This window comes from Thioalkalivibrio sp. ARh3, from assembly GCF_000377265.1.
Classification (GTDB): Bacteria; Pseudomonadota; Gammaproteobacteria; order Ectothiorhodospirales; family Ectothiorhodospiraceae; genus Thioalkalivibrio; species Thioalkalivibrio thiocyanoxidans.
In genome coordinates this window covers 418,745-435,565 of record NZ_KB897948.1, presented here as the reverse complement: position 1 = coordinate 435,565, position 16,821 = coordinate 418,745, and the positions used below count along the sequence as shown (strand labels likewise).

Sequence of the window (16,821 nt, the reverse complement as noted above, 5' to 3'; positions counted from 1 at the left end):
CGGAGAGAGTGCCCGGACGGGCCGGGCCGTTTCGAGGCTTGCAGCCTTGCCGGGCATTCGGCAGGCTTCGGTGTTTGCCAACCCCTGGAGCTTCTCTTGGAACCGACACGTCTCGCCGCCGGGCACGCGCAGGGAAGCGCTCCGGCCATTGCGCCGCTGGACATCCTGCGCGAGACCTTCGGCTATTCCGATTTTCGTGGCCAGCAACAGGCGATCATCGAGCATGTGATCGCCGGTGGCGATGCCGTGGTGCTGATGCCTACCGGCGGCGGCAAGTCGCTGTGCTACCAGGTGCCGGCACTGGCCCGCCCGGGCTGTGCGGTGGTGATCTCGCCGCTGATTGCGCTGATGCAGGACCAGGTGGCGGCCTTGCGCCAGAACGGGGTGGCCGCGGCCAGCCTGGATTCCGGTCAGGACGCCGAGACCGCGCGCGGTGTGCTGGCCGCACTCCATGCGGGCGACCTGGATCTTCTGTACCTGTCCCCGGAACGTCTGTTTGCCTCGGGCATGCTGGAACGCCTGCAGGGGATTGAGCTGGCCCTGTTCGCAATCGACGAGGCGCACTGCGTGTCCCAATGGGGCCACGATTTCCGCCCGGAATACGGCCAGCTCGCGGTGCTGGCCGAGCACTTCCCGGCTGTCCCGCGCATGGCGCTGACCGCCACGGCCGACGGGCCGACCCGCCAGGAGATCCGCGAGCGGCTGCGGCTGGAACAGGCCCGCGCATTCATCAGCTCCTTTGACCGCCCCAATATCCGCTATCGCGTGGCCCAGGCCGATGGAGGGCGCGCGGGTGCCCCGCGCGATCGGCTGCTGCGCTTTATCCGCGAGGAGCACGCGGGCGAGGCGGGCATCGTCTATTGCCTGTCGCGCAAGAAGGTCGACGCCCTGGCCGAGTGGCTGGCGGAGCAGGGGGTTCCGGCGCTGCCCTACCACGCGGGCCTCTCCGCCCGCACACGCACGGAGAACCAGACCCGCTTCCTGCGCGAGGAGGGTGTGATCATGGTGGCCACGATCGCGTTCGGCATGGGGATCGACAAGCCCAATGTCCGGTTTGTCGCGCACATGAACCTGCCCAAAAGCCTGGAAGGCTACTACCAGGAGACCGGGCGCGCAGGCCGCGATGGGCTGCCGGCCAATGCCTGGATGGTCTACGGCCTGCAGGACGTGGTGACCCTGCGCCAGATGCTGGAGGGCTCGCAGGCCGGCCCTGAGCGCCAGCGCATCGAGCAGCAGAAACTGGACGCGATGCTGGGCTTCTGCGAGATCACCAGCTGCCGCCGCCAGGCGCTGCTGGCGTACTTCGACGAACACATGCCGGAGCCCTGCGGGACCTGCGACAACTGCACGGATCCGCCCGCGACCTGGGATGCCAGCGTGCCGGTGCAGAAGCTTTTGTCCTGCATCTACCGCACCGGCGAGCGCTTCGGGGCCGGGCATGTGATCGACGTGCTGCGGGGTTCTTCGAGCGAGCGCCTGCAACGGCTCGGGCACGACCGGCTGAGTACCTACGGGATCGGCACTGAACTGGACAAGATGCAGTGGCGCGGGGTGGTGCGCCAGCTGCTGGCCCGGGGCCTGCTGCGGCTGGACGACGCGGGTCACGGCGGCTTGCGCCTGGATCCCTCCTGCCGGGGCGTGCTGCGCGGAGAGGAATCCATCCATCTTCGCGAGGAGCAGGCCCGCCCGGCGCGCCCGGCCAGGCCCGCGCGCCGCGATACCGCCCGCAGCGTATCCGCGATGGATCCGGAAGATCGCAGCCTTTGGGAACGTCTGCGGGCGCTGAGAACCGAACTGGCACGCGAGCAAGGCGTGCCGCCGTATGTGATCTTTTCCGACGCCACACTGCTGGAGATGGTGGCCAGCGCGCCGCGTACGCCGGAGGAGATGGCGGGGATTACCGGGGTGGGGCAACACAAGCTCGAGCGCTACGGCGATGCGTTCATCCGGGCCATCGAGGGGCATTTCGGGCTATAGTGGTGCAAACGCCGGGACACGCCCGATAACAAGACGACAACAGCCGGGGAGACCGCGTGAGCCACACCCCTTTTCTGAAAGATTTCTACGAACTCCGGGATGGCCAGGTGGTGGTCACCCCCGAACAGGGCAGCGAGTTCGCCAAGACGCTGGCGGGTGACTTCAACCCGATCCATGACGCCGACAACCGGCGTTTCTGCGTGCCCGGCGATCTGCTGTTTGCCCTGGTGCTGGATACCTTCGGTGCGAGCGCGAACATGCATTTTCGCTTCACCAGCATGGTGGGCGGGCATGTGCCGCTGATCTTCCCGGACACCCCGGGCGATGCCTTCGCCATTACGGCAGATGGCGGCAAGAGCGTGATCGAGGTCGAGCGCTCCGGACGTGTGATCGATGATCCGGACGTGATCGAATCGCTGATCCGCAGCTACGTCAGCTTCTCCGGGCAGAATTTTCCGCATGTGCTCGTGCCGCTGATGGAGGAGCACGGGGTGATGGTGAACCCCAAGCGCCCTCTGGTGATGTACGAGCGCATGGGGTTCAGCCTGCCGGAGCCGCTGGCCGCATCGGCCGGCGTCCCGGAGCCGCGGCTCAAGGATGCGGTGATGACCGTCAACGGCAAGCGCGGCGAGATCCGCCTCGACTACGAACTGGTGATCGACCAGGCCGTCGTGGCCGAGGGCAGCAAGCACCTGGTGCTGAGCGGCCTGCGCCCGTATGACGCCGCGGATGTCGAACAGCTGGTGGCCGACTACGAGAGCTGGAAGGCTGCCTACAGCGGCGAGGCCCGTGCACGGCGGGTGGTCGGCTAGGTCCGCAAACTCCGCATCCTTCGGACTTGCCCCGAGGACAGCCTGTTGAAAAAACCTAGTCGGCGGTGTCGCGTGCGTGTTCAGCCAGGATGTCGCGCGGGATGATCGCCAGCGTCTCTTCGTGTGTGGCACGCAGGAACACCCCCGGCGCACAGCCGGCCTTGTAGGCCTCCAGCCAGCGCCCGGCACAAAGACACCAGCGATCCCCGGCCTTCAGACCCGGAAACCCGAATGCCGGGTTGGGTGTGCTGAGGTCGTTGCCTTTCGCGCGCGAGAACTCCAGAAATTCCTCGGTCAGTTCGGCACAGACGGTATGAATACCCTGGTCGTCGTGGCCGGTGGCGCAATCTCCATCGCGATAGAAACCGGTGACGGGATCGGTACCGCAGGGTTCCAGCGGGCGACCAAAGACGTTGCGGGATTCGAAACGCTGCATCGTCAGCATCTCCTGGTGAATGAAATCACTGGCAGGATAACGAACTCGTCAGTGTGCCGAGCGGTTCCTGCACATGTGACGAGAGTTCACCCCGGCGCGGCAGCCTGGGGCCTCGTTGTGGGGGTGAGGAACGTGAAGAGATCGGCAGTTCTTCGGATGGACCGGAACGGTGCGCCCTTTGGGAGGCCTCATGGGCAGGAATCCACACAAGGAGTTGGTGACATGAAGTCGAAGAAACGTTGGGTACTGGCGGTAGCGCTCAGCGCGTTGTTCGCAGTGGGTGGCGCACAGGCGCAACCGGGTCCTGGTGGTCCGCCGGGAGCTTCGCCCGGGGCCAGTGGCGATACGCCGGCCGGGGGCAACCCGCCGCCGGGCCATGGCGGGACACCTCCGGGGCAACAGCGCGGGGGCAGTAGCCCGGACCTGCCGGCGCCGCCGGAGGCCCCGGGATCGTCCGGCCCACCCTCGCCGGGGGATGGCCCGTTGCCAGATCCATCCGACCTGCCCGAGCCGCCGACGCCGCCGACGCCCGACCTTTGATCGGAACGCCGCCCGCTGCACAGCGCGGCGGGCGGCGGGGCTCATCAGGACCGAACAGGGTGCGGTGGCGCCCATCACACCCACTGCACAGGGGCGTCGCAACGCCGTGCGCGCGCACATTTTCGTCAACAAAGGGCAGCCGAGCCTCCTGGAGTACCAGCACGCGCGTGAATATTGATCAGCGTTTTACTGCGCCCAGTACGCGCATCTTGTCCAGCCAGCGCTGGCGCGAGGCGGCATCGCCTCCGGCCTGCCCGATCAGGGTGTGGCGCACGGGGCCGAAGCCACAAAACCTAAAGACGTTGCGCTCCAGGCTCTTCAGACTGTGGGCGCGGTAGAACCAGCGGTAGACCGGCGCCGGCATGCCCATGGTGACGACGATGCGCACCGAGCGGCCCCTGAGCCGCGTATGGCGCAACTGGTTCATGTCGCCGTCGGCCACAAACGATGGCCGAAAGACCTGCTCCAGAAAGCCCTTGACCAGCGCCGGCATGTCGCCCATCCACAGCGGATAGATCAGTACCAGGTGGTTGGCGACCTCGATCAGCTCTTGTGCTTCGAGGATTGCGGGGGGCACGGTCTCGTCCAGGAACTCGGCCTGGCTGCGCAGCAGCGGGAAGTCGCGCTGGGCGATCGGAAACGAGTCCACTGCAAGGCCCGCACCCTCGGCACCCTCGCGGTAGGCGTCGGCCAGCGCATGATCGAAGTGGCCTTCGGCCGGGTCCGGATGGCCCTGCAGGATCAGGATGCGTGTCATCGCCCAGTCTCCGGCTGTCCAGCAACAAACCTTTCACCCCGAGCGTAACGCATCATGGGGGCAGCCTGGTGGGCGCAAACCTGAAGGTGCGCGTTGGTCTCGGTTTCCCTAGGATGTTGGCAATACCAGCACGTTGTAACGGAGACGGGTTGAAATGGCTTTTGATCCGGTAGTTCTGTTCTTCCTGCTCGGGGCGATCGCCGGGTTGGCCAAGTCGGATCTCAAGATCCCGATGGCGATCTACGAGGCGCTCTCGATCTATCTGTTGCTGGCCATCGGTTTGCATGGCGGCGTGAAACTGGCGGAAAGTGAGCTGGTGCCGCTCATCCTGCCCGGCCTTGCGGTGCTGGCGGTCGGTTCCCTGATCCCGCTGCTGGCGTTTCCGGTACTGCGCTGGCTGGGGCGCATGCCGCGCGCGGATTCGGCCTCTATCGCCGCGCACTACGGCTCCGTCAGCGTGGTGACGTTCTCGGTGGCGGTCGCCTTTCTCGCGGCCCGCGGCATCGACTACGAGGGCCACATGGTGGTCTTCCTGGTGCTGCTGGAGATGCCGGCGCTGGTGATCGGCATCCTGCTGGCGCGCATGGGTAGCAAGGGGCCGGTGCAGTGGGGCAAGACCATGCACGAGGTCTTTTTCGGCAAGAGCATATTCCTGCTCGCGGGTGGGCTGGTGATCGGCTTCGTGGCCGGCCCCGAGCTGATGGATCCACTGGAGCCGATGTTCTTCGATCTGTTCAAGGGCGTGCTGGCCCTGTTCCTGCTCGAGATGGGGCTGGTCGCGTCCAGTCGCATTGCGGAGGTGCGCCAGTACGGGGTGTTCCTGGTCGTCTTCGCGATCGTGATGCCGGTGGTATCAGCGGTTCTGGGAATCCTGCTGGGTTGGGGGCTTGGCATGAGTCTGGGGGGCACGCTCCTGCTGGCAACGCTGTACGCCAGTGCTTCCTACATCGCCGCGCCAGCCGCCATGCGTATCGCGGTCCCCAAGGCCAATCCCGCGCTGTCGATTGGTGCCTCGCTGGGGGTGACCTTCCCGTTCAATATCTTCCTGGGCGTCCCGCTGTACTTCTGGATGGCCCAGTGGCTCTATTCGCTGGGAGGCTAGGCGATGCAATCGGACGAGATGCTGTTGTTGACGGTGGTGGCGGAAGCGATCCTCGAGGATATCCTGATTGACGAGGTGCGTCGCCAGGGTGCGGCCGGCTATACGGTGACCGACACCCGCGGCTGGGGCAAACATGGCAAGCGCCGGGGTAACTGGCGCCAGGGGGGCAACATCAAGCTGGAGGTGGTCGGTTCCGCGGAGTTGTGCGATCGCATTGCCAGACAGTTCAAGGAGCAGTATGAGGCGGATTACGGCCTGTTGATGTTCACGACTCCGGTGACGCTCAAGAACTGAGCCGGGTCCGTGCGATGACCTTGTAGGGACCGGGGTTGCCGCCCTGTCCGGACTCGATCAGCGCGACCTCGTCTGCGTCCCAGTGAATGGGGCGTTCGGGGTGTTCGCGTCCGGGTGCGCGTGCAAAGCGGCGCAGGGTGATGTGTGGCCGGAAGGGGGGGCCCTCCGGCGCGGCGCCGCAGGCCTCTGCCAGTCTTCGCGCCCGTACGGCCAACTCGCTCAGCGCGGAGGGCGTCTCGGATGGGCCAATCCAGCTGACGCGCGCTCCTTTGAAGAAACCCAGCTGATCCAGCACAAGTGTGAAGGCCTCACCCTTCAAGGTGGTGATTCCCTGGCCGATGCAGTCGGCCTGCGTGGCGGGGATGGTGCCGGCAAAGGCCAGGGTCAGATGCAGGTGGGCCTTCGGTACGGCCCGTCCCGGGCCGCCCAGGCGTTGCGCCTCCTCGTCCAGCATCCCGCGTGTGGCCTCGTCGGGCCACAGCGCGAGGAAGACGCGGCGCGGGTCACTCAAGTCGTTTCTCCTCAAGCCGATGCGGCCACAAGCCCATCCCGCTCAGGGCCGGGGAAGGTTCTCGCGCTGGCGGCGTTCCCACAGGGTCTTGCGGCTGATCCCCAGGGCACGTGCAAGTTCGGTCTCGGTCATCCGGTCCTGGTTCTGCTGCACGAAGCGGCGGAAGTAGTCATTGAGGCTCGATCCTCCGGTCGTTGCGTCACCATTGCCCGGAGCCGGGGTGAGCCCCAGGTGATCCGGTTCGATCCTGCCATCCGGGCTGAGCACCCAGCCGCGTTCCAGGGCATTGGCCAGTTCGCGCACATTGCCTGGCCAGTCGTGGGACTCGAGTGATTGCAGGGCGGCTTCGGTGAGCTCGGGGGACGGCCCGCTGTGCGTCGGGAAGCCCGCGAGAAAGTGCCTGGCCAGCGCGGGGATATCCTCGCGCCGTTCGCGCAGCGGGGGAATGGACAGCTCCAGTACGCGCAGACGGTAGTACAGATCGGCGCGAAACGTCTGTGCCTCGATCATGGCCTCCAGATCGCGATGGGTGGCGGCCAGCAGGCGGACATCCACTTTCAGGTTTTCGTTGGCACCGACCGGGCGGATCTCGCCGTCCTGCAATACGCGGAGCAGGCGGGCCTGCGCGGCCGGCGCCAGTTCGCCGATCTCGTCCAGGAACAATGTGCCGCCGTGGGCGGCCTGGATCAGGCCGGTGCGCGCCTTCACCGCGCCGGTGTAGGCGCCCTGGGCATGGCCGAACAGCTCGGCTTCGACCAGACCTTCGGGAATGGTCGCGCAGTTGACTGCGATGAACGGCCCGGCGGCGCGCGGGCTGAGTCGATGCAGGGCGCGCGCCGCCAGTTCCTTGCCGGTGCCCGATTCGCCGCGCAGCAGTACGGTGGACTGGGTGGTCGCGACCCGGCGGATCTGATCGCGCAGGCGCTGGATGGCCGCACTGTCTCCCACCAGGCCCAGACGATCGTCGTCGGCATCGCGGTCGCTGCCTGCCGTCGTTGCGGCGGGGGCCCCGGCCCGCAGCGCTGCGCGCAGCGTGAGCAGCAGGGCATCGTGATCGAATGGCTTGGCGATGTAGTCGGCAGCCCCTTCTTTCATCGCGGCGACCGCGGAAGGGACCGAGGCGTAGCTGGTCATGATGACGGTGGGGGTATGCCCGCCCTCGGCGAGGAGTTCGATGCCTTCGCCATCGGGCAGACGCAGATCCACCAGCATCAGATCCGGGGGGGCGTCCCGCAAAGCGGTGCGGGCGCTGGCAAGATCCTCGGCCAGGTGTACCTGGAAGTCGTGGTGCTCCAGAAACCGGCGTACCGCGCGGCGAATCGGTGCTTCATCGTCAACCAGAAGGATGCGCGTCATGTGGTGTCCCCATCGGGGTTGTGTCGCGGCAGGATCAGGACAAAGCGTGCCCCGCCTTCCGGGCGGTTAACGGCCATCAGGGTACCACCGTGGTCGCGAACGATGCTGTAGGCGACAGGCAGACCGAGGCCGGTGCCCTGGCCGGCGGGCTTGGTGGTAAAGAATGGCTCGAACAATCGCTCCAGAGTCGATTCCTCGATGCCCGGCCCACGGTCGTCGATGATCAGCTGGACATTGCTGCCGCGGGTGCTGGCGCCGATCGAAACGACCGCGTTCGGCGGCGAGGCCTGTTCGGCATTGGTCAGCAGGTTGATGAACACCTGCAGTAGTGTCGCATGCGAGCCGCGCAGGTAAAGGCCTTCCAGGCCCGTCAGTTCGAAGCGCAGGTCCTTGCGCCCGGCCAGGCGCGTGAGCCGGATCGCTTCGTTGACGATCGCGTCCAGCGCGATGGTTTCAAAATGCCCGGCGGACGGGCCCTCGTCGGCGTGTGCGAAGGTGACGAGCGACTGCACGATGGCGTTAATGCGGCGTGTCTGCGCGAGGATGTCTTCGGCGGTGCCCCGGATCTCCGCGGTATCTTCCTCGAGGGGTAGGTTTTGTGCCAGCGAGGCGATGCCGGTCAGCGGGTTGCCGATCTCGTGCGCGACCCCGGCGGCGAAGCGCCCGATCGAAGCCAGGCGATCGCCGTGGGCAATCTCGGATTCCATTTGCGCGCGTTCGGTGATGTCCTCAATCAGGACGATGCGTCCCTCGAGCCGCCCATGCTCGTCCTGGAGTGCAGATTTGTGGAGGTTGAGTCGCCGGTTGCCGTTCGGCAGGTCCACGTTGAGTTTGTACCACTGGCGATCCGGACTCTCGATAAAGGCGGTCAGCAGTCCTGCCCATGGGCTGTCGAGTTGCTGGATATTGCACCCAACGGCCTTGTCGGTGCTGATGGCCGTCAGTTTGGCCAGGGCCTGATTCCAGCCGGTGATCTCGCCGGTCGTTCCAAGGCTTGCGACCCCCAGCGGGAGTTCATGAAGGATCTGGCGATGGAAGCGGCGCAGGGCATCCAGTTCGGCTGCCAGGCCCGACAGGGGCAAGGCCCGGGTCTCGAGCTGTTCCTCCACCCGGCGCAGGCTCTCGCTGAGAGTGTGGCGCCCCGCGGCATCCAGACGCAGGTGCTGGTCCACAATCATGCGTGCAAGGACCGGTCCCAGCAGCCCCGACAGGTTGCGTTCGATACGCTCGCGCAGGTTGCGCAGGTCGCCGCGCGAGCGCGTGTGTCGCGGCAGCCCGAGTTCGTCAAGGGCGCGCTGTACCTCATGGCGGGCAGCACTGGCGCCCAGGGTGGCGCCCAGCGCGTTTTCCATCTCGCCTACGTCGCCGGCAAGTGGCAATCCACCGCCAGATCCGGCCGATTCGTTGGGGCAACAGGCGCGCCCGGCCTCGGACTCCTCGCGGTTGGGCTGCGTCAGCAGCGAGCCGAGCACAAAGAGGATGGCGTTCGTTCCGAGACTGCACATCAGGGCAAAGGTCCATGGGTCCAGTGCCTCGGCCCGGAGCAGGGCCTGCGGGTCCGGGTAGCCGGTGACAAAACCGGCCTTGGCCAGCAATGGCAGCACCAGCGTCAGTGCCCAGCCGGCAATCCCCGCGCAGAGGCCGAGCAGGAAGCCCACGCGGTTCGCCTGTTTCCACAGCATCAGCCCGATCAGTCCGGGCAGTAACTGGGCCACGGCGGCAAACGAAATCAGCCCCAGCTGGGCCAGGCCCTCCACGACCTGCAGCAGGCCGTAGAACGCATAGCCCAGGCCAATGATGAGCACGATCCAGAAACGCCGACCCCACAGCAGGCGGGAGTAGAGGTTGGCCTGAGTGCTGTGTTCTTCGTGCAGCCGTGTGAGCGGCGACAGGTAATTGGTCCCCATATGCGCCAGGGCCAGCGTGGTGACGATCATCATCGCGCTGGCGGCCGAAACCCCCCCGATGAACACCAGGAGGGCCAGTGCCGGTGAATCGAGCATGCCCGCAATGCCGATCGCGTAGTAGTTGGTGTCGATGCCGAGGTCTGCCGCCTCGCCGGCCCAGTAGAGCACCGGCATCGGCAGGTTCAGCAGCAGGAGGAAGGCAGGAAAGGCCCAGGCGGCCCGGTTCAGTGCTGCCGGGTTAATGTTCTCGGTAAAGAGCATGTGGAACTGGCGCGGCAGCAGGAAGGCGGCGGCGAACGCCAGGATCATCATCGCGAACCAGCCGCCCTCGCGCACCGGTGCGTAGAGCGCGTCTACTGCCTCCGGCTTTTCGGCGAGCCAATTGTTTAGCCCGGAGAACCCGCCGAACACCGCATACAGGGCGACGGCGGTAATACCGAGGATCGCCAGGAGCTTCACGATGGACTCGAATGCGATGGCCAGCACCAGTCCGGCGTGTTTCTCGCGAGGGGCGATGTGGCGTGCCCCGAACAGGATGGCGAACAGGGCAATGGTGGCGCTAAACGTCAGGGCAAGCAGGTGCGGGGGGGTCTCGGCGGTCAGTACGCCGGCGGATTCCGCGACGGCCTTTATCTGGAGCGCGATGTACGGGAGCACGCCGGCCAGCATGAACAGCGCGACGACGGGGCCGGTCCACCGGCTGCGATAGCGAAAGGCGAACAGGTCTGCCAGCGAAGTGAGTTGCTGCTCGCGGGTCAGACGCAGGATCGGCCGCAGCAGCCACGGGGTGGCGGCGAAGGCGAGGGTCACGCCCAGGTAGATCGTCAGGTAGAGATAGCCGTGGTCCGCGAGGAAGCCGAGGTTGCCGTAGAAGGTCCAGGACGTGGCATAGACTCCGAGCGACAGGCTGAACACCCAGCCATTGGCCGCGATGCGACCGATGCGCGGGACCCGGTCGGCCAGGAAGGCAATCCCGAACAGCAGGGCCAGATAGGCCACGCCGACGGCGTAGATCAGCCCCAGGCTAAGGGTCACGGCGACCCCCGACAAAGGCCAGGGCGACCACGAGGATGAACGCCGCCCAGCCAGCGAACGGCCACCACCAGGCCGGCGTCAGGTGTGCGACCCAGATTACCAGTGGACTCAGGAACAGCAGGGCCCCGAGCAGGGTGACCAGGATCGCGCGTGAGGCACCCACTGTCAGCGCCTCGGCGGGGTGTGAAGCCGCGCGCCACGGGTCACATGGGCTGGCGCGGTTGCTGTAATAGGGGCGGGCAGCATGGCGGCAGTCTACCCTGCGTGATCGCGGGCGGGCACTTCCGTGGCAAGTGGCAGGCGCGCAGCCATAGGGTGTCCGGTCAGCTGATCCAGGGCCTCGGCCAGTTGTGTGGCCGGGCGGTCGGGACGGTCACGATCGCTGGGCGACAGTCCGATGCAGTCCAGAACGGATGCGACCTGGGCACGGGCGTTGTCCTCGCGCAGCTCCTTGGCGCCCGTTGCCTTCGAAAGTTTGTGGCCGCGTCCGGCGACCAGCACGGGGTGGTGCGCGTAGCGCGGCAGGGGGGCGTCCAGGGAGCGGCAGAGCTGCATCTGACGCGGGGTCGACCCGAGGAGGTCGACCCCGCGCACGACGTCGGTTACGCCCAGCTCGAGATCATCCACGACGGTGGCCAGCTGGTAGGCAAACAGCCCATCCGCGCGGCGGATCACGAAGTCGCTGCCCAGGGCCTCCAGGTCGAAGGCGACGGGGCCCAGGAAACGGTCCTCCACGAGCCAGTGCGACTGCAAGGCACGGGCGCGAATGGCGCGCGGTGGACGCCCGGCGGGCGGGCCATGGCGGCAGGTGCCGGGGTAGATCGGGCCTTCCCAGCCCGGCTTGCCGTGGTGGGCAAGGTCACGCCGCGAGCAGGCGCAGCCAAATGCCAGGTCCTGCCCCAGCAAGCACTCAAGGGCGGCGTGGTAGGCCGGGGTGCGATTGCTCTGGCGGGTGACCGGGCCGTCCCAGTACAGGGCGAAGGCCTCAAGCGCTGACAGGATCGCGGATTCCGCCCCCGGCTGTACGCGCGGGCTGTCGATGTCGTCGATACGCAGGTGCCAGCGGCCACGGTGGCTGCGGGCATCCAGCCAGGAGATGACGGCGGCGAGCAGAGAACCCGCATGCAGCGGGCCGGAGGGAGTGGGGGCAAAGCGCCCCACGTAGGGGGCACCCTGCCGGGGGCTGGCGGTGGTCATGGCACAGCCATCCTGCCGCCAGTGGCGTATTACGCCATCTGCTTTTCCTTGATCTCGGCCAGCTGCTTGCAGTCGATGCACATCGTGGCGGTCGGGCGTGCCTCGAGGCGGCGGATGCCGATCTCGACGCCACAGGTCTCGCAGTAGCCGTAGTCCCCGGTGTCGATTTTGCGCAGGGCCTCGTCGATCTTCTTCGACAGCTTGCGCTCGCGATCGCGGGCACGCAGCTCCAGGCCAAACTCCTCTTCCTGGGTCGCGCGGTCGGCCGGGTCCGCGAAGTTCGCGGCGTCCTGACGCATGTGGCCCACGGTACGGTCGACCTCTTCGGCCAGCTCCTGGCGCCATGCCCGCAGCAGGCTGCGGAAATGATCGAGCTGATCCGGATTCATGTACTCTTCGTCCGGTTTCGGCTCGTAGGGCGCGATGCCTCCGGCAACCATGTGCTTGGTGGAGGGGTGGTCCTGATTCTTGTCAGCAGCCATGCGGGCATTCTCTCCGGCTGGAAAAATAAGGCGCACTTAGTACCAGAGACAGTGCGCCCGGGCAAGTCCCGTGCCAGGGTTTTTTGTACGGGCCCGGGGGCGAATCCCCCTTTATCAGACACATATCAAAGGAGTTCGGATGCAGGAACTGAAGGCCTTGATCTTCGATGTCGACGGCACACTGGCCGATACCGAGCGTGATGGTCACCGCGTAGCCTTCAACCAGGCATTTGCCGAGGCCGGCCTGGACTGGGAATGGAGCGTGGAACGCTACGGCCAGTTGCTACGCGTGACGGGAGGCAAGGAGCGCATCCGCCAGTACCTTGCGGAGGATCACCCCGAACGCCTGGCCGAACCCGGCATCGATCAGCGTATCCGTGATCTGCATGCGGCCAAGACCCGGCATTACGTGGCGCTGCTGGAGACGGGCGCGATCCCCCTGCGGCCGGGGGTTGAACGCCTGCTGGACGAGGCAGCGGCCGCCGGTCTGCGACTGGCGATTGCCACCACGACGACGCCGGAGAATGTAACCGCGTTGCTGGAGGCCACGCTGGGGGAAGAGGGGCCGTACCGCTTCGAGGTGATCTCGGCCGGTGATGTCGTCCCGGAGAAAAAGCCCGCACCAGACATCTTCCGGCACGCCCTGGAGGCAATGGATCTGCCACCGGAGGCCTGTCTGGCCCTCGAGGATTCGGACAACGGCGTGCGCGCGGCCCGGGGCGCGGGTCTGACCGTGGTGGTCACGACCAACGACTACACGCGGGAGCAGGACTTCAGCGGGGCGCTGGTTGTCCTGGACGGTTTCGGTGAGCCGCAGCATCCGGCAACGGTGCTCCGAGGGCCGGCCTTGCCGGGCCCCTGCGTGGATGTGGAGGCACTCCGCGGATGGGCCGCCGTGGCGCAAGGGGGGCGTTGAGCCCGGCCCGCACGGCCGCACGGGCGGCGGTCATTATCTCGGGCCGTACGCAGGAGGCAGTCGGTAGCCGGGCCGCCAGCCTGTTGCGATGACTGTCGTCGTGTCATGCCGGATGAGTGGCGCGGGTAACCCGGACCGTCAAGGAGACTCGCCTCCTTTGGCAGCACTCCTGGAATCGGTACCTGCCCGGGGCAGTGACCGACGCTGCCAGTGGACCGGCAGCATCTCCGGGGCGTGGGTGACGAGCACGCACTGGCGTTGCTCCAGCCATGGCCGCAGAGACTCCAGCACGCGGCGCTGCGTAGAGGGATCGAGGCCGGAGAAGGGTTCGTCGAGCAGCACGATCGGACGATCCTGCAGCGTCAGCGCGGCGAGGGCCAGGCGCTGGCGCTGGCCGCCGGAGAGACGGCGCCCGCCTTCCCCGATGCGTGTATCCAGGCCCTCGCTGCTGGAGGCCACCCGGCTGGCCAGGTCGACCCGGTGCAGGGCGTCCCACAGGGCCTCGTCGGGGTGCGAGCCCCTTTCGGGCGCCAGGATGTCGCGGATGCGGGCGTCCGGCAGGTGGACGGACTGCGGCAGATAGCTGATACGGGCATAGCGCTGGTCGGGATCGATGCGCTCGATCGCGGTGGCATCGAGCAGGACCGAGCCGGCTAGCGGTGGTCGCTCGCCGGCCAGTGTGTCCAGCAGCGTGCTCTTGCCGCGTCCGCTGGGGGCGGTGACGACCAGCGGCATACCGGGCTCGAGGGCGAGATCCAGCGGAACGGACAAAGGGCGGTGGGATTCGAAACCGATGACCAGCCCCTGCGTCGAAAGCCGCGGGGAACCGTCTGGGGCGGGGTGCCCGGCTTTGCCCTGACGATCTGGGGACGCCTCGACAATATGACGCACGCGTTGGGCCGCCTCCAGGCTTTCCCCGGTGCGCCACCAGGCACCGGGGAGGCTGCCCAGTACCTCGCCCAGCCCAAGCGTCATCAGCGGTAGCAGGACCGCCACCGGACCGGAGATGAGGCCCTGCATATACCAGTGCAGGGCGAGCAGCAGCATCAGCAGCGAGGACACGGCTACTACCGCCTGCACGACCGGGTCCGCCAGGGCGCCTACCGACTCCTGACGGGTCAGGCGGCGGGCATGGTCGGCATGCCGTGCGCGCAGGGCCTGTTCGGTCTCGGCGGCGCGCTGGAAGGCGATCAGCTCCGCCAGCCCACCGATGTAGTCGGACAGGGCGATCCGCTCATTGGCCCGGGCTTGTACCAGTTCGCGACTGTGGCGTTGCCCGAGCCATGCGAGCAGCGGCGAGACCAGAAGGGTGAGGCCGCCGGCTGCCACCAGCAGCGCGGCTGCCGGCCACGGGGCCAGCCAGAGCGCCAGGGTCAGGGTGATCAGCAGGCTCAGCACGGCGGCGACGATCGGGCCCACCACCCGCAGCGGCATCGCATCCAGGGTATCGATATCCCCGGTCAGGCGGGTCTGCAGGTCACCACTGCGGTAGGTGCGGATCCAGTGTGCGGGGCGCGCGGCGAGACCAGCAAAGGTCTGGCTGCGCAGGTCGGCCAGGCTGCGCAGCACCGCCTCGTGACTGACCACGCGTTCGGAATAGCGCGCCAGCGTGCGACTGATCGCCGCGGTGCGAATGCCGCCCGAGGGGACGTACAGGTCCAGGGTGGCCAGGACGCCGGCCCCGGCCAGGGCGGTAGCGGTGATGAACCAGCCCGACAGGGCGAGCAGCACGATACCGGCGATCCAGGTCAGGGCCAGGAGCGCCCAGGCGCCCCAGTACCAGAACCGGCGCTGGCGAAACACCGTGTGCACGAAGTGCAGATCGCAGCGCCAGTCCTTATGCATCGCGCGCGTCTCCGACGGCGAGGATGCGCTGGCATCGGCGCCGGACCGCTGCCTCGTGACTGGCCACAACCAGCGTGAGCCGATGTCGGTGGGCGAGCTCGAACAGGGTGTCCAGCAGCGCGTGTTCGGTCTCGTGGTCGAGCGCACTGGTCGGCTCGTCCAGCAGCCATAGCCGATGCGCGGACAGCAGGCCGCGGGCAATGGCGACGCGCTGGGCCTGCCCGCCGGAGAGGCCGCGGCGCTGCTCGCCGATGGCCGTATCCAGCCCGTCGGGGAGTTCTGCGGCCTGCAGGGGCAACCCGGCCTGATCCAGGGCGTTGGCCATCTCGGCGTCGGGGATGGTGTCGCCACGCGCCAGTTGCAGGTTCTCGCGCAGGGTCCCGTGGAACAGGTGGGCCTCCTGGCCGATCCAGACAAAGTGCTGCGCGTCTGCATGGCGGTGCACCCGACCCCCATCCGGCACGAGGAAGCCGGCGCAGAGGGCGAGCAGTGTGGACTTGCCGGAGCCGCTGGGGCCGGTGATCGCGATGGATTCGCCCGGCTGGATGGCCAGCGTGGTCCTGGCCAGCGCCGGTTCCGTCTGGCCGGGATAGTGCACGCTGACCTCCTCCAGGACGAGCAGGTCTTCGGAAGGGGCGGCCTGCGGCCGGGCATCGTCCGGCGTGGCCGTGTTGACGGGCTCCGCCAGCGGGGCCAGGGCCTCGGCGGCGGCGAGGGCGCCGGCCCGGTCGTGATAGCTCTGCGCGAACTGGCGCAGCGGCAGGAAATATTCCGGGGCCAGCAGCAGGACGAACAGCCCGGTGAACAGGGTCAGGTCCACCGCCGGGCCGTAGTCCAGGGCCCCGAACAGGGCGAAGCCGACATAGATTGCGACCATGCCGATGGCCACGGCGCTGAAGAACTCCATGACCGCCGAGGAGAGGAAGGCTACGCGCAGGGTGCGCATGGTCAGCCGGCGCTGCTGGTGGCTGCGTTCCACGACCTCTGCCTCGGTCGCGTCGAGTACGCGCGCCCGGCGCAGCCAGTCGAGGGCGCGGATGCGGTCGAGGAAATGGCCGGCGAGGCGGTCTTCCTCCTCCTGTTGCTGGCGATGGATCTGCTCCGCCCCCATGCCGACGATCGCCATGAAGGCCGGGATCAGCGGGGCGGCGAACAGGAGCAGTAGTCCAGCCAGCCAGTCGAGCCAGAACACGGTGATCAGAATGGCCAGCGGGATCAGGATCACCGCCTGCATGGCAGGCAGGTAGCGCGCGTAATAGCCAGTCAGATCCTCGCCGCGCGCCTGAAAGCGTTCGATCCACTCGCCGGTGGTGGCCTGCGTCGCGAGCCGCGCCGGACCTGTTTCACGCGCTCGACGCAACAGCTCGCTGCGCAGGCGGCCCTTGACATCGTGGGCCAGGCGCTGACCGGCCAGGTCGCGCAGGGCCTGGGCGGCGTAACGCAGCCCGATCAGCCCAAGCCCGCCCAGCAGTACCGCCGTCCAGTCCAGGCGATCGGGTTCGAACAGCGCCCGGTGAACGGCCAGGGCGATGATGCCGGCCACTCCGATTGTGGCACCCGCGGCGATCAGGGAACCCGCCGCGGATAGCCAAAGCCAGTGTCGATGGGGGTGAGCGCGCTGGCGCAGCCACTCCCTGGCAGTCGGCTTCATCGT

The 16,821-nt window shown here is 67.4% G+C and carries 15 protein-coding genes; 5 read left to right on the top strand and 10 right to left on the bottom strand.

Annotation, left to right across the window (positions count from 1 at the left end; genetic code table 11):
* The first annotated feature begins 96 nt into the window (after positions 1-96).
* Both recQ and C995_RS0106875 read left to right on the top strand, forming a co-directional pair.
* Positions 97-1,977, top strand: coding sequence for a DNA helicase RecQ (gene recQ, locus C995_RS0106880; protein WP_018864222.1), 1,881 nt, complete (start codon positions 97-99; stop codon positions 1,975-1,977).
* A gap of 56 nt (positions 1,978-2,033) precedes the next feature.
* Positions 2,034-2,789, top strand: a complete 756-nt coding sequence (locus C995_RS0106875; RefSeq protein WP_018864221.1) for a DUF3581 family protein — start codon at positions 2,034-2,036, stop codon at positions 2,787-2,789.
* A gap of 55 nt (positions 2,790-2,844) precedes the next feature.
* On the opposite strand, the gene C995_RS0106870 is transcribed toward C995_RS0106875, so the two are convergent.
* Together C995_RS0106870 and C995_RS0106865 are read right to left on the bottom strand one after the other, a co-directional pair.
* Complete coding sequence (locus tag C995_RS0106870) at positions 2,845-3,225, bottom strand: DUF2237 family protein (protein ID WP_012982252.1); 381 nt, start codon at positions 3,223-3,225, stop codon at positions 2,845-2,847.
* 718 nt (positions 3,226-3,943) lie between these two features.
* The gene (locus C995_RS0106865) at positions 3,944-4,522 is read right to left on the bottom strand and encodes an NAD(P)H-dependent oxidoreductase (protein ID WP_018864219.1); all 579 of its coding nucleotides are present in this window, start codon (positions 4,520-4,522) and stop codon (positions 3,944-3,946) included.
* A 154-nt stretch (positions 4,523-4,676) separates the two neighbouring features.
* Between C995_RS0106865 and C995_RS0106860 the strand changes: the two genes are divergently transcribed.
* Both C995_RS0106860 and C995_RS0106855 read left to right on the top strand, forming a co-directional pair.
* On the top strand, positions 4,677-5,624 hold the full coding sequence (locus tag C995_RS0106860) for a sodium-dependent bicarbonate transport family permease (RefSeq protein WP_018864218.1): 948 nt from the start codon (positions 4,677-4,679) through the stop codon (positions 5,622-5,624).
* Between the two features lie 3 nt (positions 5,625-5,627).
* On the top strand, positions 5,628-5,918 hold the full coding sequence (locus C995_RS0106855; RefSeq protein ID WP_018864217.1) for a hypothetical protein: 291 nt from the start codon (positions 5,628-5,630) through the stop codon (positions 5,916-5,918).
* Here C995_RS0106855 and thpR read toward each other — a convergent pair.
* From thpR to dksA, 6 genes are all read right to left on the bottom strand, one after another.
* A complete protein-coding gene (gene thpR, locus C995_RS0106850; RefSeq protein WP_018864216.1) occupies positions 5,908-6,429 on the bottom strand; it encodes an RNA 2',3'-cyclic phosphodiesterase in 522 nt (173 codons plus the stop codon). The two genes, C995_RS0106855 and thpR, sit on opposite strands and share 11 nt — an antisense overlap.
* A gap of 42 nt (positions 6,430-6,471) precedes the next feature.
* Positions 6,472-7,785, bottom strand: a complete 1,314-nt coding sequence (locus tag C995_RS0106845) for a sigma-54 dependent transcriptional regulator (protein ID WP_018864215.1) — start codon at positions 7,783-7,785, stop codon at positions 6,472-6,474.
* Entirely contained in the window at positions 7,782-10,727 is a 2,946-nt protein-coding gene (locus C995_RS0106840; RefSeq protein ID WP_018864214.1) for a sensor histidine kinase, read from the bottom strand. The genes C995_RS0106845 and C995_RS0106840 overlap by 4 nt, the downstream gene beginning before the upstream one ends.
* A complete protein-coding gene (locus tag C995_RS14335; RefSeq protein WP_018864213.1) occupies positions 10,717-10,890 on the bottom strand; it encodes a hypothetical protein in 174 nt (57 codons plus the stop codon). Before C995_RS14335 ends, C995_RS0106840 begins: the two co-directional genes overlap by 11 nt.
* Before the next feature lie 92 nt (positions 10,891-10,982).
* On the bottom strand, positions 10,983-11,924 hold the full coding sequence (gene gluQRS / locus C995_RS0106830) for a tRNA glutamyl-Q(34) synthetase GluQRS (protein WP_018864212.1): 942 nt from the start codon (positions 11,922-11,924) through the stop codon (positions 10,983-10,985).
* A 29-nt stretch (positions 11,925-11,953) separates the two neighbouring features.
* Positions 11,954-12,406: an RNA polymerase-binding protein DksA gene (gene dksA, locus C995_RS0106825; protein WP_018864211.1), complete on the bottom strand. Its 453-nt coding sequence runs from the start codon at positions 12,404-12,406 to the stop codon at positions 11,954-11,956.
* Positions 12,407-12,545: 139 nt separating this feature from the next.
* On the opposite strand from dksA, the gene C995_RS0106820 reads away from it, so the two are divergent.
* Positions 12,546-13,322, top strand: coding sequence for an HAD family hydrolase (locus C995_RS0106820; RefSeq protein ID WP_018864210.1), 777 nt, complete (start codon positions 12,546-12,548; stop codon positions 13,320-13,322).
* A gap of 138 nt (positions 13,323-13,460) precedes the next feature.
* Here the strand turns inward: C995_RS0106820 and cydC are convergent, their stop codons facing one another.
* Positions 13,461-15,167: a thiol reductant ABC exporter subunit CydC gene (gene cydC, locus C995_RS0106815; RefSeq protein WP_018864209.1), complete on the bottom strand. Its 1,707-nt coding sequence runs from the start codon at positions 15,165-15,167 to the stop codon at positions 13,461-13,463.
* Positions 15,160-16,818 (bottom strand): thiol reductant ABC exporter subunit CydD, encoded by a 1,659-nt coding sequence (gene cydD, locus C995_RS0106810; RefSeq protein WP_026278993.1) that lies wholly within the window; start codon positions 16,816-16,818, stop codon positions 15,160-15,162. The genes cydC and cydD overlap by 8 nt, the downstream gene beginning before the upstream one ends.
* Positions 16,819-16,821 lie beyond the last annotated feature (3 nt).

Excerpts from the sequence above, each read along its gene's own strand:
- cydD (WP_026278993.1), bottom strand. The coding sequence starts at position 16,818 with ATGAAGCCGACTGCCAGGGAGTGGCTGCGCCAGCGCGCTCACCCCCAT.
- C995_RS0106845 (WP_018864215.1), bottom strand. The coding sequence starts at position 7,785 with ATGACGCGCATCCTTCTGGTTGACGATGAAGCACCGATTCGCCGCGCG.
- C995_RS0106860 (WP_018864218.1), top strand. The coding sequence starts at position 4,677 with ATGGCTTTTGATCCGGTAGTTCTGTTCTTCCTGCTCGGGGCGATCGCC.
- C995_RS0106820 (WP_018864210.1), top strand. The coding sequence starts at position 12,546 with ATGCAGGAACTGAAGGCCTTGATCTTCGATGTCGACGGCACACTGGCC.
- dksA (WP_018864211.1), bottom strand. The coding sequence starts at position 12,406 with ATGGCTGCTGACAAGAATCAGGACCACCCCTCCACCAAGCACATGGTT.
- C995_RS0106865 (WP_018864219.1), bottom strand. The coding sequence starts at position 4,522 with ATGACACGCATCCTGATCCTGCAGGGCCATCCGGACCCGGCCGAAGGC.
- cydC (WP_018864209.1), bottom strand. The coding sequence starts at position 15,167 with ATGCATAAGGACTGGCGCTGCGATCTGCACTTCGTGCACACGGTGTTT.
- C995_RS0106855 (WP_018864217.1), top strand. The coding sequence starts at position 5,628 with ATGCAATCGGACGAGATGCTGTTGTTGACGGTGGTGGCGGAAGCGATC.
- C995_RS0106870 (WP_012982252.1), bottom strand. The coding sequence starts at position 3,225 with ATGCAGCGTTTCGAATCCCGCAACGTCTTTGGTCGCCCGCTGGAACCC.
- gluQRS (WP_018864212.1), bottom strand. The coding sequence starts at position 11,924 with ATGACCACCGCCAGCCCCCGGCAGGGTGCCCCCTACGTGGGGCGCTTT.